26 protein-coding genes and 1 tRNA gene are annotated in these 21074 nt (G+C 38.1%); 4 read left to right on the forward strand and 23 right to left on the reverse strand.

The window, feature by feature from the left end; genetic code table 11:
* Window positions 1–911, reverse strand: a 911-nt coding sequence (locus HMPREF1116_RS09575) for a hypothetical protein (RefSeq protein ID WP_000703839.1), incomplete at its 3' end; no start/stop codon positions are given.
* A gap of 12 nt (window positions 912–923) precedes the next feature.
* Window positions 924–2162, reverse strand: a complete 1239-nt coding sequence (locus tag HMPREF1116_RS09580) for a caspase family protein (protein WP_000722390.1) — start codon at window positions 2160–2162, stop codon at window positions 924–926.
* Window positions 2163–2254: 92 nt separating this feature from the next.
* Here HMPREF1116_RS09580 and HMPREF1116_RS09585 point away from each other — a divergent pair, with 92 nt between their 5' ends.
* Window positions 2255–3109: a helix-turn-helix domain-containing protein gene (locus tag HMPREF1116_RS09585; RefSeq protein WP_000427011.1), complete on the forward strand. Its 855-nt coding sequence runs from the start codon at window positions 2255–2257 to the stop codon at window positions 3107–3109.
* Between the two features lie 570 nt (window positions 3110–3679).
* Here the strand turns inward: HMPREF1116_RS09585 and HMPREF1116_RS09595 are convergent.
* From HMPREF1116_RS09595 to HMPREF1116_RS09620, 6 genes are all read right to left on the reverse strand, one after another.
* Window positions 3680–3751 (reverse strand) — tRNA-Arg (locus tag HMPREF1116_RS09595).
* A 42-nt stretch (window positions 3752–3793) separates the two neighbouring features.
* A complete protein-coding gene (rplS, locus tag HMPREF1116_RS09600) occupies window positions 3794–4141 on the reverse strand; it encodes a 50S ribosomal protein L19 (protein ID WP_001068670.1) in 348 nt (115 codons plus the stop codon).
* 118 nt (window positions 4142–4259) lie between these two features.
* Window positions 4260–4589 carry a fluoride efflux transporter CrcB gene (gene crcB, locus HMPREF1116_RS09605; protein ID WP_000236254.1) on the reverse strand — a complete coding sequence of 110 codons (330 nt, stop codon included), beginning with the start codon at window positions 4587–4589 and terminating at the stop codon, window positions 4260–4262.
* Complete coding sequence (crcB, locus tag HMPREF1116_RS09610; RefSeq protein ID WP_000712088.1) at window positions 4583–4957, reverse strand: fluoride efflux transporter CrcB; 375 nt, start codon at window positions 4955–4957, stop codon at window positions 4583–4585. The genes crcB (HMPREF1116_RS09605) and crcB (HMPREF1116_RS09610) overlap by 7 nt, the downstream gene beginning before the upstream one ends.
* Window positions 4954–5220, reverse strand: a complete 267-nt coding sequence (locus HMPREF1116_RS09615) for a chorismate mutase (protein ID WP_000362432.1) — start codon at window positions 5218–5220, stop codon at window positions 4954–4956. The genes crcB (HMPREF1116_RS09610) and HMPREF1116_RS09615 overlap by 4 nt, the downstream gene beginning before the upstream one ends.
* 116 nt (window positions 5221–5336) lie before the next feature.
* Entirely contained in the window at window positions 5337–5780 is a 444-nt protein-coding gene (locus HMPREF1116_RS09620; protein ID WP_001162134.1) for a flavodoxin, read from the reverse strand.
* A gap of 103 nt (window positions 5781–5883) precedes the next feature.
* Here HMPREF1116_RS09620 and HMPREF1116_RS09625 point away from each other — a divergent pair, with 103 nt between their 5' ends.
* Window positions 5884–6819, forward strand: a complete 936-nt coding sequence (locus tag HMPREF1116_RS09625) for a DHH family phosphoesterase (RefSeq protein WP_000401747.1) — start codon at window positions 5884–5886, stop codon at window positions 6817–6819.
* A 96-nt stretch (window positions 6820–6915) separates the two neighbouring features.
* On the forward strand, window positions 6916–7158 hold the full coding sequence (locus HMPREF1116_RS09630) for a type B 50S ribosomal protein L31 (RefSeq protein ID WP_000710764.1): 243 nt from the start codon (window positions 6916–6918) through the stop codon (window positions 7156–7158).
* Between the two features lie 45 nt (window positions 7159–7203).
* On the opposite strand, the gene HMPREF1116_RS09635 is transcribed toward HMPREF1116_RS09630, so the two are convergent.
* The 5 genes from HMPREF1116_RS09635 to HMPREF1116_RS09655 all read right to left on the reverse strand — a co-directional run bounded on the left by HMPREF1116_RS09635 (window position 7204) and on the right by HMPREF1116_RS09655 (window position 11641).
* Window positions 7204–7524, reverse strand: coding sequence for a heavy metal-binding domain-containing protein (locus HMPREF1116_RS09635; RefSeq protein WP_000587311.1), 321 nt, complete (start codon window positions 7522–7524; stop codon window positions 7204–7206).
* A gap of 342 nt (window positions 7525–7866) precedes the next feature.
* Window positions 7867–8142 (reverse strand): HU family DNA-binding protein, encoded by a 276-nt coding sequence (locus HMPREF1116_RS09640; protein WP_001284633.1) that lies wholly within the window; start codon window positions 8140–8142, stop codon window positions 7867–7869.
* A gap of 106 nt (window positions 8143–8248) precedes the next feature.
* The gene (locus HMPREF1116_RS09645; RefSeq protein WP_000195454.1) at window positions 8249–9085 is read right to left on the reverse strand and encodes a DegV family protein; all 837 of its coding nucleotides are present in this window, start codon (window positions 9083–9085) and stop codon (window positions 8249–8251) included.
* Window positions 9086–9255: 170 nt separating this feature from the next.
* Entirely contained in the window at window positions 9256–10488 is a 1233-nt protein-coding gene (locus HMPREF1116_RS09650; protein ID WP_000071915.1) for a tetratricopeptide repeat protein, read from the reverse strand.
* Entirely contained in the window at window positions 10478–11641 is a 1164-nt protein-coding gene (locus tag HMPREF1116_RS09655; protein ID WP_000435438.1) for an AI-2E family transporter, read from the reverse strand. Before HMPREF1116_RS09655 ends, HMPREF1116_RS09650 begins: the two co-directional genes overlap by 11 nt.
* A 208-nt stretch (window positions 11642–11849) precedes the next feature.
* Between HMPREF1116_RS09655 and HMPREF1116_RS09660 the strand changes: the two genes are divergently transcribed.
* A complete protein-coding gene (locus HMPREF1116_RS09660) occupies window positions 11850–12857 on the forward strand; it encodes a lactonase family protein (RefSeq protein WP_000573343.1) in 1008 nt (335 codons plus the stop codon).
* 41 nt (window positions 12858–12898) lie between these two features.
* On the opposite strand, the gene HMPREF1116_RS09665 is transcribed toward HMPREF1116_RS09660, so the two are convergent.
* The 10 genes from HMPREF1116_RS09665 to HMPREF1116_RS09705 form a co-directional block, all read right to left on the reverse strand.
* Window positions 12899–13318: a F0F1 ATP synthase subunit epsilon gene (locus tag HMPREF1116_RS09665; protein ID WP_000068038.1), complete on the reverse strand. Its 420-nt coding sequence runs from the start codon at window positions 13316–13318 to the stop codon at window positions 12899–12901.
* A 10-nt stretch (window positions 13319–13328) separates the two neighbouring features.
* Window positions 13329–14735, reverse strand: a complete 1407-nt coding sequence (gene atpD / locus HMPREF1116_RS09670; protein WP_000094353.1) for a F0F1 ATP synthase subunit beta — start codon at window positions 14733–14735, stop codon at window positions 13329–13331.
* 81 nt (window positions 14736–14816) lie between these two features.
* Entirely contained in the window at window positions 14817–15695 is an 879-nt protein-coding gene (locus HMPREF1116_RS09675; RefSeq protein WP_000301236.1) for a F0F1 ATP synthase subunit gamma, read from the reverse strand.
* 15 nt (window positions 15696–15710) lie between these two features.
* Window positions 15711–17216 carry a F0F1 ATP synthase subunit alpha gene (gene atpA, locus HMPREF1116_RS09680; RefSeq protein ID WP_000996628.1) on the reverse strand — a complete coding sequence of 502 codons (1506 nt, stop codon included), beginning with the start codon at window positions 17214–17216 and terminating at the stop codon, window positions 15711–15713.
* 14 nt (window positions 17217–17230) lie between these two features.
* A complete protein-coding gene (locus HMPREF1116_RS09685; RefSeq protein ID WP_000359024.1) occupies window positions 17231–17767 on the reverse strand; it encodes a F0F1 ATP synthase subunit delta in 537 nt (178 codons plus the stop codon).
* Window positions 17767–18261: a F0F1 ATP synthase subunit B gene (atpF, locus tag HMPREF1116_RS09690; protein ID WP_000366310.1), complete on the reverse strand. Its 495-nt coding sequence runs from the start codon at window positions 18259–18261 to the stop codon at window positions 17767–17769. Before atpF ends, HMPREF1116_RS09685 begins: the two co-directional genes overlap by 1 nt.
* 18 nt (window positions 18262–18279) lie before the next feature.
* Window positions 18280–18996: a F0F1 ATP synthase subunit A gene (atpB, locus tag HMPREF1116_RS09695; RefSeq protein ID WP_000392935.1), complete on the reverse strand. Its 717-nt coding sequence runs from the start codon at window positions 18994–18996 to the stop codon at window positions 18280–18282.
* Window positions 18997–19028: 32 nt separating this feature from the next.
* The gene (locus HMPREF1116_RS09700; protein WP_001054551.1) at window positions 19029–19229 is read right to left on the reverse strand and encodes a F0F1 ATP synthase subunit C; all 201 of its coding nucleotides are present in this window, start codon (window positions 19227–19229) and stop codon (window positions 19029–19031) included.
* A 229-nt stretch (window positions 19230–19458) separates the two neighbouring features.
* Window positions 19459–19770, reverse strand: a complete 312-nt coding sequence (locus tag HMPREF1116_RS0102415) for a CHY zinc finger protein (protein ID WP_000249454.1) — start codon at window positions 19768–19770, stop codon at window positions 19459–19461.
* A 13-nt stretch (window positions 19771–19783) separates the two neighbouring features.
* The gene (locus HMPREF1116_RS09705; RefSeq protein WP_000169115.1) at window positions 19784–21070 is read right to left on the reverse strand and encodes a peptidase U32 family protein; all 1287 of its coding nucleotides are present in this window, start codon (window positions 21068–21070) and stop codon (window positions 19784–19786) included.
* Window positions 21071–21074 lie beyond the last annotated feature (4 nt).

A 21074-nucleotide genomic window follows, 5' to 3' on the forward strand; every position in this document is an offset into this window, starting at 1 on the left:
GCCATTGAACCTGAGTCTTTTAGGTAATACCAAGAGCCATTATCATATAACCAATCAGCTGAAATCATAGCTCCTGATGATTTAAAGGCATACCAGCTACCACCTTGGTATAGCCATGTTTGATTAAACATAACCCCTTCATCATCCATAAAGTACCATGTTCCCTGATCATTGATCCAAGCATCTTTAACTAGTTGACCTTGTTTTTGATAGTACCAGGTTTCACCGTGATTATTTTTTACCTTTAGCCAGCTTTCTGCTTTTACAATCGGATAAAGTTCTCGGAAAGCTCCCTCACCCTTATAGGAATGACTGATAGAACCTGGTTTTACAAGTTTCATACCACCATATTCGTCTGCCCAAGCATAGACTTTTTGACCATTGACAGTTTCTGGTAAGGTAGCAGTGTAAGTCTTGGTTTGATAGTCCCATTTGGTATCAAGATAGGTGTATTGATCATTTGATTCTTTAATATGGTAGTAGCCTCTCTTTCCACCGTCATGATATACATCATCAACCACTTTAGTGGACCAGGTCTTTACTTCATTTCCGCTCTTGGCCTCTACCTTGATATCTCCTCTATAGCCATATGGAACATAGAAATTCAGATAACGTCCTTCTTCACCAATATTGGATCTATCCACTTCTTGAGCTAGGAAATTGACAGTCTGGTCTTGACCATCTAAAGTAACTTTCCACTCGATTTTCTCAGTTGTTGGCAAATCCAATGCTTTGATATCTATGTCATGTCCATTGTCAAATCGAAGAATTTTGCCATCTTGATATTGAACACCACCCTTAATACGCCATACCTCTTGTAGTTCAAAAGCTTTGGCAGATTGAGGGAGAGCCAGCATAGCTAAACCTGCTAAAGACAAACTAAATAGTGTGATTTTTTGTGATATTTTCATTTTATGAACTCCTTATTTTTTGAATAAAACAAATTGACTGTTTTCTGGATAAACTGATACATGTTGCTCTTCGTGAATTTGTGATGCAGCTTGAAGGACTAGAGGATAAGAGTATTGATACAGTTCCTCTAAAGTGATTTTTCCGTTAGTATTCGTGTCTGCCATAGGCGAAATAATTCTATTTTGAAGTGGATCCCAACCTGTACCCATTGCCCAGTATCTGGTGGCAAGACTACCTACTCCGACTAAACTATACGATTCTTCACCCATACAAGAGGCACATAGTACGAGGAATTTAGTATCAAGCATTTCGCCATTCTTGCTTGCTATATCTCCTGTTGAAAATCCTGCCAAAAATGCTTGTTCATCAAATCTTTTTTCAGACTTGGAGGCAACCTTTTTGTTTGGCTTATCTGCATCTATAATTGTTCCTGAATAGCAACAATCCAACATAACAACAAACTTACCTTTGTATTGTTTTAGTATAGATGCCAATTCCCAACCTGAAAATGATGTTTTACCGCTACCAATGGATATCGTCCCATCTTCTCCTCCATGACAGGTAAAGTAAAGATAGTTCACATCACTTTCGCGAGAAGATTCAAACAGTTCTTGCATTTTTGCAATAATCTCGGACTTGGTTCTATCTGGAAAACGAACAACTTCACTAAAGTTTTGGTTACTAAATACCTTTTCCATAGCATTAACATCTTCGATAGGTACTGCTCTCGTTGATGTTTCACCAAGAACTAAAGCCCGACGATTGATATTTTGATTTTCCCCACTATTAGCAAAGAAATAGGTATCATCTCCGATATTGTGCCAACCAACTTGCATATCACCACTACTAGATAAGTAATATTGTTTACCTTCGATAGTCTGTAGACCTGTTTGCATGACACCACTAGTATTTAAATAATACCAGCTACCAGAAACCCAACACCATCCAGTTTTCATAGCACCACTATCATCTAGATAATACCAGTTTCCAGATTCATTAATCCAGTCTGTCTTCATCCAACCTTCACTATCAAAATAGTACCAGGTGCCACCTATTTTTTCCCATCCATTTTTAGTATATGAACCATCAGAATGCTTATACCACCAACGGCTATCAGATTTTATCCAATTTCCACTTGACTTACTATAAGTCGTTTGAGAGGAGGATTCTTGAGCAGAAACTTGATTATTTGCTGGCAAGGAGGCTGCTAAGCTTAGTAAAGCAACTGTTGACAATAAAATTTTTTTCATAATATTATTGTCCTTTCATTTTTAATTTTGTATAATAATATCAAAAATGAAAAAAAGTGTTTTATTTTTTGCAAAAATGGAAGAGGATGAATATGGAAAATTTTGGAGCAGTTTTAAAGGATATTCGTATTTCAAAAAACTTTCGTCTTAAAGATTTATCATGTAATGAAATTAGTGAATCAACTATTTCTCGTTTCGAAAATGGTGTTACAAAATTATCCATTAACCATTTTTATATTCTGTTAAATCGTCTTGGAATATCATTTTCAGAATTTGAAGAATTGGTTCATTGTTATTATTCCAAAAAAGAATGTCTTTTTGATGAATTAGAACATGCTGTAGAGTCTTCAGATATATTTTTACTTCAAGAATTAGTGGAGAAAATAGAGTTAAAAGAAAAGCATGAAAAAAGCATATGCAATTATCACATAAAATTGATTGCTGAGCAACAGATCAACCGTCTTGCAAGCCTTCCTTATAATTCATCTAAATGCAATGAATTAATAAAATATCTTCTTTCTGTAGATACTTGGATGGAGTATGAACTTAAGATTTTCTATAATTCGGTGTTTTTTATGAATACAAAGACCATAAGCTTACTATATAGAATAGTAATCAAGAAAACACGACATTTTTTAAAAACGGATACCGGAACACATAAAGTAATTCCTCTATATTTATTTAACTTAGAAATGTTATTAAAAAATAATTTGTTAGATAGCGCTCAATTTTTTATAGATGATTTAGAAAATTTACTTACTAGACAAAGATATTATTTTGAAAAGAATTATTTGCTCTTTCTAAGAGGTATTTATCTTATAAAAACTAATCAAATAGAGTTAGGTAAAAAAGAATGTTCTAAAGCTATGAGAATATTTAAGGAATATAATGATAGTGACACAATAAATAAATTAAACCAGAGATTTAAGCTCGATCTAACAATTTAATTGTTAAATGATATCGTTTAGAGATATAATTCCTAAAAAATTAGACAAATAATTTATCCATAAGATTTGGTTCTGCATTTCAATGAGCTAAGTCTTTTTTTAATACATTTGTCATTATATAGGTTTTTGTTGATTATTTTTTGTTTTTATTCAGAGGAATAGTAACGATTCTTCCCTTTTTTAACGCTCTCTGTTCCATAACGATCAATTCACCTTGTCACATACCTTAGCCAGAAATATCCATACCAAATCTTTTTGAAAGCTGATTAAAGCTTTGTGCTTGTTTTCTTAATTCATAGAACTAAACTTTAACCTCATTTGTCAATTCCATAATAAAAATAAGGACATTCCAATAAAGGAAGTCCTTTTTAACACTACTATAAACAAAGACATTTTCATGATCCATTTTATTCTATAATCATTGACCAAAATATAATTTTTGGTCAAAATTTGGTCAAAATTTGGTCAAAAAAACAAAAAATACTAATTTATTTTTAAAAATGAATTTGTGATGATTGCCTTTAAATAAACACTTTGAATTTTCTTTGTCTTTCTTTACATTACAAAAAATGCCCCCTGCAGGAATCGAACCTGCAACTACTCCTTAGGAGGGAGTTGTTATATCCATTGAACTAAGGGAGCTAGAGAAAAACTCTGCCGAATGAGCAGAGTTTTTTGGTCGAATTAACGACGGATTTCTTTGATACGAGCTGCTTTACCTTGAAGAGCACGCAAATAGTACAATTTCGCACGACGTACTTTACCGTAACGAACAACTTCGATTTTTTCAACACGTGGAGTGTGGATTGGGAAGATACGTTCAACACCTACACCGTTAGAGATTTTACGAACTGTGTAGTTTTCTGAGATGCCAGCACCTTTACGTGCAATAACGACACCTTCAAAGATCTGAACACGTTCACGGTTACCTTCGACAACTTTCGCGTGTACACGAACAGTGTCACCAGGACGGAATGATGGGATATCAGTACGAAGTTGACCTTCTGTCAAGCTTTGGATTAATGGATTCATTTTATTCTCCTATCTTTGTCAATCTTGAGGAAACTTCCTCAGCGGATAAACTGTATTTTTGTGCGTCCATTACACACAAGATACAGTTTACCAAATTTCCTAGAAAAAGTAAAGAAATTTACAGTAAAATTCCTAAAAAAATAGCAAGCAAACCACCTAAGTAGGTCAAGAGAAAATAACTGTAAAAGACCTTCTTATCAGCCAAGAGTTTTTGGAGTTCATCATTCAAGGTTGAAAAAGTGGTTAGACCTCCACAAAATCCTGTGGCAAGGATAAGATAGACTTCTTTAGACTCCACATGATTGTAAAATAAGCCAATCAAAAAACAGCCTAGTAGATTAGCTATGAGAGTTCCTAGTGGCAGTACTGAACCCTGATTATAACGTGAAAGGAAATAACGAACAAGCGCTCCAACGCCACAAGCAAGTGCTAAATACATGATTACCATTTCTTCCTCCCTAAACAATAAGCCAATAAAAGCCCTCCACCAATGCTCAGAACTAGATAAATTATCAGACTTGGATAAGAACCTGTATCCAGCAATTTTACGGCATCTAACACGAGGCTAGAAAAAGTGGTCAAACCGCCACAAAAGCCAGTACCAAGTGCTAAAATCAGACCCTTACTGCTCCCCTTATAAACCAAATAACCTTTGACTAGATAGACTAAACAGAAAATTCCTAGATAGTTGACGACTAGTGTTCCCCATGGAAAAGCTGGACTGGTTGGCAACCATTTGGAAATCAAATAACGGACAAGACCTCCTAGCATGGCAGCTAGAAAGATTCCTAGTGGGTAAAATTGTTCTTTTTTCATTTGATGTTTTTATCCTGATAATCGCGCGAACGTTTGAGAATGTCTGAAAAAGTCTCAACGATTGTCTCTTCGTATTTTTTATTGCTTACGTGATTTCTGACTTTTTCAAAGATAACTTCTTCTCTTTTAATATCTAGAATAGCTTTTCCTGAAGCTTTTTTATAAGCCACTACACCCTCAACTAGATGCATTCTTTCTTCTAAGAGTTTTACAATTTGGTCATCAATTTGATCGATTTCTTGTCTAATAATATCTAAATCCATAGAGTCTCCTTTTATATTTGAATGATTTTAGCAAAAATCTTCTAGATGGAATGGTACATTTTTAGGAACAACTAACAAAAACTGCACTGACAACTTTCATCAGTGCAACTTCATGCTTATCCTACTTTAGCAGCCAATTCTTCTGCAAATTGTTCCAAGCGTTCGATATCTTCTTCTTCTGCAGAGAGATCCACTTTGACGCACTCTGATCCCTTTTCAGCTCCTGTTGCCACAAATACACGATCAAAGTCATCAACAGCTTTACAGAACTCATCGTAGAAAGTATCGCCTGATCCTACCACACCGTAGATCTTGCCACTCAAATTAAGATCTGCTAGGTCTTCGTAGAAGTCCATCATCTCATCTGGTAACTCTCCATCACCATATGTGTAGGTCGCAACGATTGCGATATCTGCTTCAAGAAAGTCAGATGCGTCAACAGTTGTACATTCATCAACATCTACCTCTAAGCCCAACTCACGCAATTTATCTGCTACAATATCTGCAATTTCTTCGGTATTACCGGTCATACTGGCAAATACAATTTTTGCTAATGCCATATCGTCCTCCTCAATTTATCTTCCTCCATTATATCACATCTTTTTCATTTTAAAAATAAAAACTCTTGTGCTACAATGAAATAAGAAAGAATTGAGGTTACTTATGGAAATTTGCCATCAAATTTTAGAAAAAATTAAAGCATACGATACCATTATCATTCACCGTCATATGAAACCAGACCCTGATGCCTTGGGAAGTCAGGTCGGACTAAAGGCTCTCTTGGAACATCACTTCCCAGAAAAGACCATCAAAGTAGTTGGCTATGATGAACCAACACTAACATGGCTTGCAAAGATGGATCAGGTTGCAGATAGTGACTACCACGGTGCTCTTGCAATTATCTGTGATACAGCCAATACAGCTCGTATTGATGATAAGCGTTACCAACAGGCTGAAACTGTTATCAAGATTGATCACCATCCAAATGATGAAGTTTATGGGGACTTGGTCTGGGTAGACACCAACTCTAGTAGTGCTAGTGAGATGATTGCCCTCTTTGCAGAAGAAACAAAGCTTGAGCTTTCGGATTATGCTGCTAAACTATTGTGTGCGGGTATTATTGGTGATACAGGTCGCTTCTTATATCCTTCTACTTCTAGTCGTACTCTTCGTATCGCAAGCCATCTACGCGAACATAATTTTGACTATACAGAATTAACTCGTAAGATGGACACGATTAGTTTCAAAATTGCCAAACTCCAAGGTTATGTCTATGATCACCTAGAAGTTGATGAAAACGGTGTTGCGCGTGTCATTCTGACTCAAGAAATTCTAAAAACATATCAAGTAACAGACGCAGAAACAGCAGCCATTGTTGGTGCTCCAGGTCGTATTGATACTGTTAACCTTTGGGGAATATTTGTGGAACAAGCAGATGGCCACTATCGCGTTCGACTTCGCAGTAAATTCGTTCCAATCAATGGTGTTGCAAAAGAACATGATGGTGGAGGTCACCCACTTGCAAGTGGTGCTAACTCCTATAGCCTAGAGGAAAATGAAGTCATCTACCAAAAATTAAAAAACTTACTGAAAAAATAGATAAAAAGCTTGCCAAACTTAGCATAATCTGTTAGACTAGTATGGTAACAATCTATGGCTCGCAAAGAGACCATGGCAGAAAGGAAATATTGCAAAATGAAAAAAGATATCCATCCAGAATATCGCCCAGTTGTCTTCATGGACACAACTACTGGTTACCAATTCCTTAGCGGTTCAACAAAACGCTCTAACGAAACTGTTGAGTTCGAAGGCGAAACTTACCCATTGATCCGTGTGGAAATTTCATCAGACTCACACCCATTCTACACTGGACGTCAAAAGTTCACTCAAGCAGATGGACGCGTGGATCGTTTCAACAAAAAGTACGGTCTCAAATAATCATAAAAAGAACAGCTCTAGCTGTTCTTTTTTTGTTTCTTCAAATCAGGAGTCAACGACTACTGCTGTTCCACTACAAGTGACCATCAGCATACCATTTTCAGCACCTAAAGTTTCATAGTCCATTTTTATACCTATAATAGCATTTGCTCCACGTTCACTTGCACGCTCCATCATTTCTGCTATAGCTTCTTCTCTTGCTTGAGTCAATTCACCTTCATAACTACTCGCTCGACCTCCAAAAACATTACGGAAGCCAGCAGCCATATCTTTGAACATATTAACTCCAGCAACTACTTCACCAAAGACAATTCCTTTGTAGGCTAGGATTTTTTTCCCTTCAATTCCCGTAGTTGAAATAATCATCTTCCTTTCCTCCTAACTTCTTTTATATAATTGTAAACCCTTTCACTAACTCTGTCAAGAAATACTATAAGGGGCTCAATACTTGAAAGGAAACTCTTCTCACCATCCTTGTTTGCTATCCATTTAGTGCCAATTGTACTGATAAATGTTTGAATGTATCCTTTGCGAACCCTAGCTTGGGATATATTTTTCAACCTCACCTATTTTACCAACTTGTTGAATTTTCCTCCAAAATGACAAATAGAGGCTGTTGTACCCTGCCCAAAAAATGCCCCCTATACACAAAAAAAAGCCTATCGACCAAGCTAAAAAGCTTGATACAATAGGCTTTTTCTAAATTCATTATTTAACAGCGTCTTTAAGAGCTTTACCAGCTTTGAATGCTGGAACTTTTGATGCTGCGATAGTGATTTCTTTACCAGTTTGTGGGTTACGACCTTTACGTGCTGCACGCTCACGAACTTCGAAATTACCAAAACCGATCAATTGAACTTTTTCACCAGCTGCAAGGTAATCAGCTACTGCTGCAAATACAGCATCAACTGCTGCTGCTGAGTCTTTCTTTGTCAATTCTGTAGCTTCTGCTACTTTAGCGATCAAATCTTGTTTGTTTGCCATGTTAATAATTCCTCCAAATAATTTCTAATTAACAATTACAATCATATCCTAAATTCTCTTGTAGGTCAAGTCAAAAACGCTATTTCTTGCTATTTTCTTTATTTTTTTAGAGCTCATATCTGATCAAAATAGCCCAAGCATTTTCACCTGTATGGGTCTGAATAATCGACCCTGTTTCTAAGACAGAGATTGGTTTTTCTACGAATGGTTGTAGGATTTCTTTCATCTCTTCTGCCCAATCTCTAGTTCCAGAATAGGAAATACCAATTTCGGCAACAGAACGTTCTGACAATTTTGAAACTAGTTCATCCAACCATTTCTTAAAGGTCTTAGCTCCACGTCCTTTAACAATTGGTTGCAATTCGTCATCCTTCATCTCCATAACTACACGGATATTTAATAGAGAGCTTAGAAGACCTGTCACACGGCCAATACGTCCACCTTTAACAAGATTTTCCAAGGTAGAAACACCGATGTAGAGTTCTGTGTTCTTCTTCACCTCTTCAACATGAGCCACAATTGTTTCTATGTCTTGCCCTTCTTGAGCCAATTTAGCTGCTTCAACCACTTGAAATTTCAGGGCTTGGTCTGTAAAAGAACTATCTACTACAGTTACTTTAGCAGTCGATAGGCTGGCACCCTGACGAGCTGCTTCGACAGTTCCTGATAAGGCATGAGACATATGAATAGCTAAAATTTGACTACCGTCTTTACTCAACTCATCAAAGATTTCAGCAAAGAGTCCAACAGGAGGTTGACTTGTTTTAGGCAGATTTTTACTCCCTTGCATCAAGCGAAGAAATTCCCCTTCTTCAAGATCAGCATCCGAATAAAGAACACTATCAATCATTACAGAGAGCGGAACGACGGTAATATTTAATTCTTTGACCACTTCTGGTTCAATGGTAACAGAAGAATCTGTTACGATTTTTACTTGTGTCATAATTCAAATCTTTCTATGTTTCACTTTTTAAGTGAATTTTTCAATTTAACTATAACAATTATATCAAAAAATAACTAAAAATTCATACTGTATCTATTCATTTTTATGTTGGAATTTATAAATTTTTAATTATATAAAAATAGTCGCCTGCTAAGACGACTATTTTAGTATCATAATAAACGTTCATACAAATCTTGCATCTGTATGTCATCGGGAACCAACTTGAGATAGTGTTGAATCTGCTCTTTTGCTTCTTCAAATTTTCCAAGCTCGCGTAGTAGATGAATGTATTGTTCTAAAAACTCTGGGTTTTCCTTGAGTTCTGGAACCAACACCTGATAAGATTCATAGGCAGAATCCAAATCTTCAGTTTCTTGGTAACTCCGTGCAATCATCCACTTAGTTAAGAGATTTTCTGGCTCATAAACTTCTAGGTCTAAAATATCCTCATACCGTTCTTGCTCCTGATACAGGGTTGCTAGTCGCAAGAGGATTTCCTCTTGGTCCTCTGCATCTTCTTGAGCTTGAAGAAGATAAGATTCCGCCTGCTCAGGTTGATGCAATTCGTAAGATAATTGTGAAGCCAGGAGTAGCAAACGTGTTTCGAAAGGATTTTTTTCCAAACCTTGTTGAGCTATCTGTAAAGCTTGCTCAGTTTGATGTTCCTTATGTAGAGCCTGGCTATAGCCATATTCATAACCTTCAAAATCTGGAGAAATAGTATCTAACTGTTTAAAATATAAAACTGCCTTTTGATATTCCTCTTGGTCAAAGTAGAGACTCGCTAATTCAAAAGCAGTTTGATCTTCATACTCTAACTCTAAAGCTTTTTCTAAAAACTCTATGGCTGATTCAAACTTTCCAAGTCGAGCATAGGCAGTTCCAATCCGCTGATAAGTCGAAATCCCTGTCTGCTCATATATGTCACGGTTATCCAGTTGAGCATAGCCTTTAATCGCTTCTAAATCGTTTCCTAGTTCACTATCTAGCTCTGCTAACCCGAACGTCAGTAGCGGATCATCAGAGTAATGAAGAGCTTCTAAGAGCTTCTCTCGAGCGACATCCGTCAAGCCTTCCATTTGATAGAAATCAGCCTTTAAAACAAGCGCAGATACATAAGAATCGCTATTGGGTTGAATTTCTTCTAGATAGGCAAACGCTTCTTCAATTTGTCCGTCTTCGCTTGCGATACTAGCTAGATTGAGATTTACTTCTGGAAATATTGGAGCTAGTTTTTCATAGATTTGACGAGCTTGTGGATAAAAACCAATACCTTCTAGATAATAAGCCAGTTCCAGAAGAAGATCATCCGAGTCTTCTACCAATGCTTTTTGAAAATAATGATCAGCTCTTATTAAATCTTGCTGATCCAAAGCTTCAAGCATTTCTTGACTATTGCTCACCTTCGACCTCCTCTTCTAACTCATACAGACCACTAACTTTTTTATACCATTCAAAAATCGCTGAAATAACAACTTTTGCTGAAGCATAAACAGGAATTCCTAATAGGACTCCCCAAACACCAAACATAGAACCAGAAGTCAACAGAACAAATAGAATCGTGATTGGATGAATATTGAGTTGACTACCTAAAATCAATGGAGATACAAATCGACCTTCAATTGTCTGCTCTACGATAAAAACAATAATAACTTTCAAGAGCATAACTGGTCCAGCAATTAAGCCTAGTACCAGAGCTGGTATCATGGCAAGGAAACTTCCAAGATAAGGGATAAGATTTAAAACCCCAGCAGTAATACCAAGGGTCACCGCATATCTCAAACCAATAATTTTAAAGAAGATGATAAACATAATCGCCACGATAACAGCAACAGTAATTTGTCCTCTAACGTAGTTAGCTAGTTGTTGGTTTACTTCTGATAGAACCTTACCTACTGGTTCTCTCAATTTATTTGGTAAGAATTGAGTGACATGATCTCTTAAACCTTTTCCGTCTCTAAGGAGATAAAAGAGCATAAACGGCATAATAATTAGAGCGACAATGACTTGTGACGTTCCACTAATAAGAGCACTAACCCAGTTCACAGCTTTTGAAGAAATATTACTTGCCCAAGCAGTTGCTTGTGTTGAGAATTGAGCTAGAACCTGTTCCAGTTGAGGTCTAAAGTCATCTGGTAGACGTTTGGTTACAAGATCATCAATAACTCTGTCAGCATCTTCGAGATAATTTGGTACATTTTGCGCAAAAATAACCACTTGACGTTGAAGATTTGGAATCGCAACGGCCAGACCAATAATCAAGAGTATGCCAATAATGACAAAGATAATACTAATGGATAAGACACGATTTATCTTGTACTTCTCCATCAAATCTACCAGTGGATTTAACAAATAAAAAAGCAATCCTGATAAAATAACAGGCAACATGACCACTGATAAAAAATCAACGACAGGGATAAATAAAAAACTAATCTTACTTAAAATAAAAATATTCAGACCTAGTAATAAGGTTACCAAAAAAACTGTAACAGCCTTATTATCTAAAAACCATTTAAAAAACCAGGATAAATTAAAATGTTTCTCTTTTTGTTCCATATCTACTTCCTTTCCTTTGTCTTTTCATTATACCATTTTTACAAGGAATAAACTGTTTTAAAAGTGTGGAGTAACGATTGAAAACTATAAAAAATCCATCTTGTATTTTACTGATTTCATACTTAGAAGTTTCATACTTTTTTATCTATTTTCTTCAGGTCTCCTAATTTATGATATAATAGAAACATCTTTATTTAGAGGTATAGATATGATTGAAACAATTTATTTTGGAACCTACACACGTCGTTTATCCCAAGGGATTTATCAAGCTGATTTTGATACAGAAACTGGGCAATTATCCAATCTTAAACTCTTTGCTGCTGAACCAAGTCCTACCTATCTTGCATTTGATCAAGAAAATCACCTCTACACTGTCGGTAGCAAAGAGGGACAAGGGGGAATTGCTGCCTATCAAACTGATGGTACTTTACTAAACCATGTTGTAGCTGAAGGTGCACCTCACTGTTATGTGGCTGTCGATGAGAAACGTGGTCTAGTATATGGTGCTAACTATCACAAGGGACAAGTTCTGGTTTATAAACGTAAAGAAGATGGCAGTCTTGAATTAACTGACGTTGTTCAACATAGCGGTCATGGTCCTCATGAAAATCAAGCTTCTCCACATGTACACTTTACAGATTTAACCCCAGACCAATATTTAGTCACATGTGACTTAGGTACTGATGAAGTTACTACCTATGATGTTAATCCAGAAGGTAAGCTAAATAAGCTAGCTACCTACAACTGCAGTCCTGGTGCAGGGGCACGTCACCTTGTTTTTCATAATCACTACAAAATTGCTTATCTCATCTGTGAGCTCAATAGTACGATTGAAGTATTGATTTATGATGGCGTCGGTGCATTTGAAAAAATGCAAGTTGTTTCCACACTCCCAGATGGATTTAATGACTTTAATGGAACTGCAGCTATTCGTCTTTCAAAAGACGGAAAATATCTGTACGCATCAAACCGAGGTCATGATTCTATTGTAGTTTACACTATTCTCGCTGATGGTAGTTTAGAATTATTGGAATTCGTTCCTACAAACGGGAAAACTCCTCGAGACTTTATTATCTCACCTGACCAAGAATTCCTTATCGCTGTTCATCAGGATTCTGATAACGCGACTGTCTTTAAACGCAATTCTGAAACTGGTCGTCTTGCAGAACTTTCCAATGATTTCCACGTTCCCGAAGCGGTTTGCGTCACATTTTAAACATAAAAAATGAACTTGATTCTCAAATCAAGTTCATTTTTTTATAATTTATTTCCGACATTGATTCGGTTAATAGCACGTTGTAATGCAATCTTAGCACGTCGCTCTTGGTCAATCAAGTGTTTGTCTTGTGCTTCTTCGATTTCACGTTCTGCACGAAGTTTGGCACGTTCTGCACGGCTAATATCGATATCACGAGCACGCTCAGCTGAGTCTGCAATAATGGTAATGACATCATTAGCAATCTCAATGATTCCTCCGTTTACTGCTATCCAGTTGACATGAGAATCATCATCAACTCGTTTAACTTTAACTTCATCAACTGCTAATACCGCAATCATATTTTGATGTCGTGGCAAGATCCCCATCTCACCATCCAGAGTTCGAACCGATACAAAGCTGGCATGATGATCATAGACGAGGCCATCTGGTGTCACGATCTGGACAGTTAACTGAGCCATAGATCACCTCTTAAAATCCCATTTTTTCAGCCTTAGCAATAACATCTTCGATTGAACCTACTCCACGGAAGGCATCTTCTGGGAGATGATCGTGTTTTCCGTCAAGAATTTCCTTAAATCCACGAACTGTTTCAGCTACTGGAACATAAGAACCTGGTTGACCAGTAAATTGTTCCGCAACGTTGAAGTTTTGTGAAAGGAAGAACTGGATACGACGGGCACGAGCAACCAAAGTCTTTTCTTCATCAGAAAGTTCATCCATACCAAGGATGGCGATGATATCTTGCAACTCATGGTAACGTTGAAGAACACGTTTAACCTCAGCCGCAACTGCGTAGTGCTCTTCTCCAACAATTTCAGGTGCCAAAGCACGAGAGCTTGAAGCAAGTGGATCAACGGCTGGGTAGATACCCAATTGAACCAATTTACGTTCCAAGTTGGTAGTTGAATCCAAGTGAGCGAAGGCTGTTGCTGGCGCTGGGTCAGTATAGTCATCCGCTGGCACGTAGATAGCCTGGATAGAGGTTACAGAACCTTTCTTAGTTGAAGTGATACGTTCTTGCAATTGACCCATTTCTGTTGCGAGTGTTGGTTGGTAACCAACGGCTGATGGCATACGACCCAAAAGGGCAGATACTTCTGAACCAGCTTGTGTGAAACGGAAAATGTTGTCAATAAAGAGAAGAACGTCTTGACCTTCTACATCACGGAAGTATTCAGCGATTGTCAAACCAGTAAGAGCAACACGCATACGTGCTCCTGGTGGCTCATTCATCTGACCAAATACCATGGCTGTTTTCTCGATAACGCCTGATTCTTTCATTTCCCAGTAGAGGTCATTCCCTTCACGAGTACGTTCCCCAACACCTGTAAATACTGAGATACCACCGTGTTCTTGGGCAATATTGTGAATCAATTCTTGGATCAAGACAGTTTTACCGACTCCGGCACCACCGAAGAGTCCGACTTTACCACCTTTAAGATAAGGGGCAAGAAGGTCGATAACCTTAATCCCTGTTTCGAGGATTTCTGAAGAGGTAGACAACTCATCAAAAGTAGGTGCTTTTTTATGAATTGGCTGGCGTTCTGCGTCTTCTCCAAAAGGAGCTTCCAAGTCAATGGTATCTCCCAAAACGTTGAAGACACGTCCCAAGGTTTCTTTACCTACTGGTACAGAGATTGGACGACCTGTGTCCAATACTTCCATTCCACGAGTCAAACCATCTGTTGATTCCATGGCGATGGTACGAATCATACCATCCCCCAACTCTAAGGCTACTTCAAGGACGATTTTTGTTTTCTTTTCGTCATTTTTGTAGACGACAAGTGCATTGTTAATCTCAGGTAGTTTTTCACCTGCTGCAAACAAAACGTCTACAACGGGTCCTATAACCTGAGCAATTTTACCTGAACTCATCTCCTTCTCCTATTCTATATAAGATACTGTCGGTTCCTAGTTTTGCTAGGTCCTAAGTTCATTGATATGAGCAGGATGGCTTTATTCTAAAGCACTAGCTCCTGCCACGATTTCTGTGATTTCTTGTGTAATCGCCGCCTGTCTGGCACGGTTATACTGGATTGTCAAATCATTAATGACTTTTTTTGCATTATCAGTCGCTGTTTGCATGGCTGTCATACCTGCAGCATTTTCAGCTGTCTTAGCATCAATAATAGCACCATAAATCATACTTTCTGCAAACTGTGGTAGCAATTGATCCAAGATTTCTTCACGACTTGTTTCAAGGTCAAAGGTCAAGCTATAGTTATCATCTGCTTCATTTGGATCCAAGTCCACGATTGGAAGCATCTGTTCTACACGCATTTGACTTGTCAATGTATTCACGTGGTGGTTGTAGCAAACGTAGAGCTCATCGAAAAGTTCGTTTTGATACATTTCAATCGTTTTTGTGATAATCTTACGAACTTCATCAAAACTTGGTTGGCTTGCAAGTCCACGCAATTCATAGATAGGTTGAATACCGCGTGATTTGAAGAAATCGGCTCCCATACCACCAATACAGATGACTTCAAAATCATCACCTGAAGGATGGTATTCTTGCTGAAGTTCCATGACAGCTTTTAAGATTGAAGAATTATATCCTCCAACAAGACCACGGTCAGATGTAATGACGATATAGCCTGTTTTTTTGACGGGGCGACTGATCAACATAGGGTTAGTTGATCCGCCAGCGCCATCTCCGTGAAGGATATCTGTAACCAGTTTACGTACTTTTTGTGCATACACTTGGAAGTTACGAGCTGCTTCTTCAGAACGACCTAACTTAGCTGCAGAAACCATCTGCATCGCGTTAGTAATTTGACTAGTATTTTTTGTTGAGGCGATTTTTGTTTTAATATCATTTAGAGATACTGCCATCTGACACCTCTATTCTTATTGGAAGCTTGATTGATTGAGAAACTCAGTAATCGCAGCATCCAAGACTGCTTCATCTGGCAAGTCTTTTGTTTCACGAATGGTTTCCAAAATCTCAGGATGTTGAGCATCAAAGAACATATGGAACTCTTCTTCGAAACGAACGATATCGTCTACAGGAATTGTATCCAAGAAACCATGTGTTAAAGCATAGAGAATAGTAACTTGTTTCTCAACAGGTAATGGTTTGTGAACAGGTTGTTTCAATACTTCTACAGTACGACGACCACGGTTCAATTTAGCCTGAGTAGCCGCATCCAAGTCAGAACCAAATTTAGTGAAGGCTTCCAACTCACGGTATGAAGCAAGGTCGATACGAAGTGTACCAGCAACTTTCTTCATGGCTTTAATCTGTGCAGAACCACCAACACGCGATACAGAAGAACCCGCATCAATAGCCGGACGGATACCCGCATTAAAGAGTCCATCGCCAAGGAAGATTTGTCCATCTGTAATAGAGATTACGTTTGTAGCGATATAGGCTGAGATATCTCCGGCTTGTGTCTCGATAAACGGAAGGGCTGTGATAGATCCTCCACCCAATTCATCCGAAACTTTAGCTGAACGTTCAAGTAGACGGCTATGAAGGTAGAAGACATCCCCTGGGAAGGCTTCACGACCTGGTGGACGACGGAGCAAGAGAGAAAGTTCACGATAAGCTACCGCTTGTTTAGATAAGTCATCATAAACGATCAAGACGTGCTTACCTTGGTACATAAATTCTTCCGCCATAGCAACCCCTGCATAAGGTGCAAGGAAAAGCAATGGAGAAGGTTGTGAAGCTGACGCTGTCACAACGATTGTGTAATCTAAGGCTCCGTACTGACGAAGTGTTTCTACTTGTGTACGAACTGTTGATTCTTTTTGACCAATCGCTACATAGATACAGATCATATCTTGACCTTTTTGGTTCAAGATTGCATCGATAGCGATGGTTGTTTTCCCTGTTTGACGGTCACCGATAATCAACTCACGTTGACCACGACCGATTGGAACAAGGGCATCAATAGCTTTCAAACCAGTTTGCAATGGTTCTGATACTGATTTACGTTGCATAACCCCAGGAGCTGGTGCTTCAACTGGACGAGTTTTGTTTGTGTCGATTGGACCAAGTCCATCTACTGGACGACCAAGTGGATCCACGACACGTCCAATCAAGCTATCACCAACTGGAACTTCCATGATTTTTCCTGTACGACGAATGGTGTCGCCTTCGCGGATATCTGTAAAGTCTCCAAGGATGATGATACCAACATCTGTTGATTCTAAGTTTTGCGCCATACCATAAGAGCCGTTTTCAAAAATCAACAACTCTCCACTCATGGCATTTTCAAGGCCATGAGCACGCGCAATTCCGTCACCGATGTAGGTTACAACACCAGTTTCAGTCACATCAAAATTGGGTTTGAAATTTTCAATTTGTTGCTTAATTAAAGCGCTGATTTCTTGTGCGTTAATTGCCAAAAGAACACCACTTTCTATTTCAAATTTTCCTTAACAACTTTAAGTTGTTGTTTAATACTAACATCAATTGTCTTGTGATTGGCGATAATAACAAAACCACCGATTAAACTATCGTCGATTTCTTCTTTAATGCTACGCACTTTTAAAGACATCTTTTTCTCTATAATTGGAAGCAAACGTTCTTTTTGTTCATCCGTTAGAGGATGAGCAGACACAATCGTTACTTCAAAACGATTCGTTTCTCTCTCAAGACGGTTTAAACAATCTACAATCACATCATAAAAAAGATTTGAACGATGATTGTACAACAGAACTTGAATGAAGTTTTGTAATAATGGCGATGCAGAATCTTGGAAATAACTGACTGTTTTTTCCTTGTCAGACTCATCAACATCTACCTGAGCCAAAAAAGAAGGCAAGTCTGTTTCTTCAGCGACTTGCTTAATCTGGGTCAAGTCTGAGAAGATAGAATCTTCTTCTCCTTTTTCAATCACCAATTGGACAAAAGGCATGCTGTATTTTTCAATTACCTTTACTGTCTTTTTGTCCATTAAGCTTCTCCTAGCTGATCAATATACTGATCAATGAGTTCTTTATGGGCATGACCGTCAAGGTTTTGTGAGATGATTTTTCCAGCTAGACTAACTGTCAAATCTGCTACCTCACCTTTAACGCTTTGTAAAGCCTCAGCTTTATTTTGCGCAATTTCTTGGTTAGCTTTTTCTTTCAAGCGACCAGCTTCTAGCTTAGCTTCAGCCAGAATATCTGATTTGCTCTTTTCAGCTGTTTCCTTTGCATTCTCGATAATCGTTTTAGCTTCGGTACGGCTACCTGCTAGCTCAGCCTCTCGCTTACTTGCTAGTTCCTCAGCCTTTTTACGAGCTTCCTCAGCACCATCAATATCTGAAGAAATCTTTTCAGCACGTTGATCCAAAATACTGGTAATATTTCCCCAAGCATATTTCTTAACTAAAAAAATTAATAAAAGGAAGGAACCAGCGATAAGAATAAAGTCACCGATAATGGTACTAATAGTTAAATCCATCTTCTAATCCTCCTCTACTTACTCTTCCTCACCATTTACCTTTTTACCAATGTACATAGAAGACAACATGGTAAATACATACGCTTGAATACATGAAATGAAAATTGAAAAGGCTGTCCATAACATGTTTGCAATAAAGGCAAAAGGATACCAATAAAAGGCATATTGTGACAAGGCTAATAACAATCCTGCCAAGACCTCACCGGCGAAAATATTTCCGTAAATCCGAATCGCCAAGGAGGCAAAATTGGTGAACTCTTCTAAAACGTTCATCGGAGTCATAAAGCCAGGAGTAACAAATGCTCTCAAATATTCTTTAACGCCTCTACGACGAATTCCTTCTACATGGGCGATCAAAGTGATCAATAAGGAGAGGGATAAATCGTATCCAAGGTTGGCTGTTGGGGAAGTCCACAAGTTATAACCGTTTGTTGTTTGTACTTTTGCCATTAAGCCAATATTGTTGGCAACCAAGATAAACAGAAATAGAGAGAACAAGAACAAGGAATAATCCTTGATATATGAATCTCCAATGTTTGGTTTTGTAAAACCAATCACAAAGTCATAAATCATCTCAAGAGCATTCTGTTTGCCCTTTGGACGGATGGCCATTTTACGACTTGCCCAGTAGACAAAGGCAAAAACCATCAAAACAGTTACAAGAGACATGGCAAGCAGGGTCAAATCAAAGGATATTGGTCCAATATTAACGGTTGGATTCAAACTTTCTTCCATGGTTTGACACCTCCATTTCTAAATAGAGTTGTCTATTTGATAACGAATGACATCGCCAAGGTTACAAAGAAAGTTCCTTCGATAAAGGCAATCCCCATGATCATCAAACTACGCAATTGAGGGATGATATCTGGTTGGCGTGCTGCAGATTTGAACAAACCGTTCATCAAAAATCCTTCTGCAAGAGATACACCCATACAGGCAAGACATAGACCGAAAAATGTTAAATTCATGACGAATTCTCCTTTTTTAAATTAAATTTACTTCCCTAGTTTAGTCCTAAAATTTGCTTTTGTCAACTCTTTACTAGCATTGAAAGCGTTTCTAATCATTTATTTCTATTTTTATGATTTTCAAGACAATTATATAGAAAATTTTAATGTCTTTTCAGGTTATTTTTCTTATCTTTCCTATTTTTCTGAAAAGAAAAATCCAAGTTTCAAAACCTGGATTTATCGTTTCTTATTTAAAATAATAGGAATGGTGGCTCTGGCAAGCTAGATTAAAGAGTGCTGCACAATAAGGACAGCTCCCCTTTTCTCTATACTCCTCATAAGTTAGGTTCTTCTTACAGGAACCACATAAGATAGGTTTATCCTCTTTTAGATTTAAAGGATAAGGAGAAAATGTGTGCGACTCTAGTTCATTGTGACACTGATAACAGGCATAGTATTTCTGACACTCATAACACTGGAGCGCTACGATATCTTTATCACTATGGTAATGAACACATCTGCTTTCATTATCTACTAGTAATCCATGAGCTTGAACCATTGACTTTCCTTATCTATGCACGAACTGTGACGCTGGTTCCATCTTCTTTGTAAAGATTGATCAAGCCTTCTTTCAAAGCACGGACCATATCACCTGCTTGTACTGGTTGTGGAACCTTGATGGTTAAAAGTTCCATTGGGTTTGGTGCACGGTCAATTTTATTTCCTTTAGCATCATGAAGGTCTTCGATATAAGTTTCAAAATGACGGAAACCTGGACCGTAAAACTCAACTTGGTCACCTTCGTTGATAACGTTACGTTGGCGAATAGTTGCTGTTTGTGTCGCATCATCATAAGCTACTACTTCAGCAACAAACTTGTATTCTGGAATCTTACGGCGTGCTCCGAATAGTTGTTCGTTTTCGGATGGTGTTCCGTAGTAGAAACCTGTAGCCAATTCACGTTGGGCAACCTTCCACATTTCATCAATCAAGTCTTGTTTAATAGCTTCAAACTTTTCAGGACTTTCAAGGTAGGCATCAACGGCAGCCTTGTAGCAGTTTGTCACTGTTGAAACATAGTGAATAGACTTCATACGACCTTCAATCTTCAAACTATCCACACCATTTTCAATCATATCTGGGATATGGTCAATCATAGACATATCAACAGCTGACATTGAAAATTCTTCAGGAATTTCTCCCTTGAGACTCTTACGTTCTTTACCAAATGGCATATCGTAAAGGTCATATTTCCAACGGCAAGATTGTGAACATCCACCACGGTTGGCGTCACGCATACTCATATGGTTAGAAAGGGTACAACGACCAGAGTAGGAAATACACATAGCTCCATGTACGAAGGCTTCAATTTCTACATCTGTACGTTTGCGAATTTCTGCTAACTCTTCCATAGAAACCTCACGCGCCAAAACGACACGCGTCAATCCAAGTTCTTTCCAGAATTCAAGAGTTTCATAGTTGGTCGCACTAGCTTGTGTTGAAAGGTGGATTTCAAGTCCTGGTGCTTCTGTTGCTGCAATCATGATTAAGGCAGGGTCAGAAACGATAACAGCTGCAATTCCAATATCACGTAACTTACGGAACCATTCTCCGGCACCTTCTTCATTTCCTTCGTGCATAACCATATTAGCAGCCACATAAACTTTAGCGCCATACTTAGCCGCGAACTGAACTCCTTCTTCCATTTGTTCGAAAGTGAAGTTTCCCGCACGACTACGTAGACCATAGGCCTGACCACCAATAAAGACAGCATCTGCTCCGTATTGAACAGCTACTTTTAGTTTTTCTAGTGTTCCTGCAGGTGATAGAACCTCAGGACGTTTCAAAGTTTTTGTCATTTTT

Origin of the sequence: Streptococcus sp. SK140, from assembly GCF_000259525.1 — a bacterium.
In the GTDB taxonomy this organism is placed as follows: Bacteria; Bacillota; Bacilli; order Lactobacillales; family Streptococcaceae; genus Streptococcus.

Bases quoted from the DNA above. Each gene is read 5' to 3' on its own strand.
- HMPREF1116_RS09580 (WP_000722390.1), bottom strand. From the start codon at position 2,162: ATGAAAAAAATTTTATTGTCAACAGTTGCTTTACTAAGCTTAGCAGCC.
- HMPREF1116_RS09585 (WP_000427011.1), top strand. From the start codon at position 2,255: ATGGAAAATTTTGGAGCAGTTTTAAAGGATATTCGTATTTCAAAAAAC.
- rplS (WP_001068670.1), bottom strand. From the start codon at position 4,141: ATGAATCCATTAATCCAAAGCTTGACAGAAGGTCAACTTCGTACTGAT.
- crcB (WP_000236254.1), bottom strand. From the start codon at position 4,589: ATGGTAATCATGTATTTAGCACTTGCTTGTGGCGTTGGAGCGCTTGTT.
- crcB (WP_000712088.1), bottom strand. From the start codon at position 4,957: ATGAAAAAAGAACAATTTTACCCACTAGGAATCTTTCTAGCTGCCATG.
- HMPREF1116_RS09615 (WP_000362432.1), bottom strand. From the start codon at position 5,220: ATGGATTTAGATATTATTAGACAAGAAATCGATCAAATTGATGACCAA.
- HMPREF1116_RS09620 (WP_001162134.1), bottom strand. From the start codon at position 5,780: ATGGCATTAGCAAAAATTGTATTTGCCAGTATGACCGGTAATACCGAA.
- HMPREF1116_RS09625 (WP_000401747.1), top strand. From the start codon at position 5,884: ATGGAAATTTGCCATCAAATTTTAGAAAAAATTAAAGCATACGATACC.
- HMPREF1116_RS09630 (WP_000710764.1), top strand. From the start codon at position 6,916: ATGAAAAAAGATATCCATCCAGAATATCGCCCAGTTGTCTTCATGGAC.
- HMPREF1116_RS09635 (WP_000587311.1), bottom strand. From the start codon at position 7,524: ATGATTATTTCAACTACGGGAATTGAAGGGAAAAAAATCCTAGCCTAC.
- HMPREF1116_RS09640 (WP_001284633.1), bottom strand. From the start codon at position 8,142: ATGGCAAACAAACAAGATTTGATCGCTAAAGTAGCAGAAGCTACAGAA.
- HMPREF1116_RS09645 (WP_000195454.1), bottom strand. From the start codon at position 9,085: ATGACACAAGTAAAAATCGTAACAGATTCTTCTGTTACCATTGAACCA.
- HMPREF1116_RS09655 (WP_000435438.1), bottom strand. From the start codon at position 11,641: ATGGAACAAAAAGAGAAACATTTTAATTTATCCTGGTTTTTTAAATGG.
- HMPREF1116_RS09660 (WP_000573343.1), top strand. From the start codon at position 11,850: ATGATTGAAACAATTTATTTTGGAACCTACACACGTCGTTTATCCCAA.
- HMPREF1116_RS09665 (WP_000068038.1), bottom strand. From the start codon at position 13,318: ATGGCTCAGTTAACTGTCCAGATCGTGACACCAGATGGCCTCGTCTAT.
- atpD (WP_000094353.1), bottom strand. From the start codon at position 14,735: ATGAGTTCAGGTAAAATTGCTCAGGTTATAGGACCCGTTGTAGACGTT.
- HMPREF1116_RS09675 (WP_000301236.1), bottom strand. From the start codon at position 15,695: ATGGCAGTATCTCTAAATGATATTAAAACAAAAATCGCCTCAACAAAA.
- HMPREF1116_RS09685 (WP_000359024.1), bottom strand. From the start codon at position 17,767: ATGGACAAAAAGACAGTAAAGGTAATTGAAAAATACAGCATGCCTTTT.
- atpF (WP_000366310.1), bottom strand. From the start codon at position 18,261: ATGGATTTAACTATTAGTACCATTATCGGTGACTTTATTCTTATCGCT.
- atpB (WP_000392935.1), bottom strand. From the start codon at position 18,996: ATGGAAGAAAGTTTGAATCCAACCGTTAATATTGGACCAATATCCTTT.
- HMPREF1116_RS09700 (WP_001054551.1), bottom strand. From the start codon at position 19,229: ATGAATTTAACATTTTTCGGTCTATGTCTTGCCTGTATGGGTGTATCT.
- HMPREF1116_RS0102415 (WP_000249454.1), bottom strand. From the start codon at position 19,770: ATGGTTCAAGCTCATGGATTACTAGTAGATAATGAAAGCAGATGTGTT.
- HMPREF1116_RS09705 (WP_000169115.1), bottom strand. From the start codon at position 21,070: ATGACAAAAACTTTGAAACGTCCTGAGGTTCTATCACCTGCAGGAACA.